Source organism: Micrococcus luteus (assembly GCF_022664405.1).
Classification (GTDB): Bacteria; Actinomycetota; Actinomycetes; order Actinomycetales; family Micrococcaceae; genus Micrococcus; species Micrococcus luteus.
This window is the reverse complement of record NZ_JAKRLB010000057.1, coordinates 1-658: the sequence shown is the minus strand read 5'-3', so window position 1 is coordinate 658 and position 658 is coordinate 1. Positions and strand designations below refer to the sequence as shown.

Below are 658 nucleotides of genomic sequence, written 5' to 3'. Positions count from 1 at the left end.
CGGCCGCAAGGCTAAAACTCAAAGGAATTGACGGGGGCCCGCACAAGCGGCGGAGCATGCGGATTAATTCGATGCAACGCGAAGAACCTTACCAAGGCTTGACATGTTCTCGATCGCCGTAGAGATACGGTTTCCCCTTTGGGGCGGGTTCACAGGTGGTGCATGGTTGTCGTCAGCTCGTGTCGTGAGATGTTGGGTTAAGTCCCGCAACGAGCGCAACCCTCGTTCCATGTTGCCAGCACGTAGTGGTGGGGACTCATGGGAGACTGCCGGGGTCAACTCGGAGGAAGGTGAGGACGACGTCAAATCATCATGCCCCTTATGTCTTGGGCTTCACGCATGCTACAATGGCCGGTACAATGGGTTGCGATACTGTGAGGTGGAGCTAATCCCAAAAAGCCGGTCTCAGTTCGGATTGGGGTCTGCAACTCGACCCCATGAAGTCGGAGTCGCTAGTAATCGCAGATCAGCAACGCTGCGGTGAATACGTTCCCGGGCCTTGTACACACCGCCCGTCAAGTCACGAAAGTCGGTAACACCCGAAGCCGGTGGCCTAACCCTTGTGGGGGGAGCCGTCGAAGGTGGGACCAGCGATTGGGACTAAGTCGTAACAAGGTAGCCGTACCGGAAGGTGCGGCTGGATCACCTCCTTTCTAAG

General features: G+C 56.8%; 1 rRNA gene. It reads left to right on the top strand.

The annotated features are described in order from the left end of the window. Positions 1-653, top strand: a 16S ribosomal RNA gene (locus MF605_RS11895); the annotation flags it as partial. Positions 654-658 lie beyond the last annotated feature (5 nt).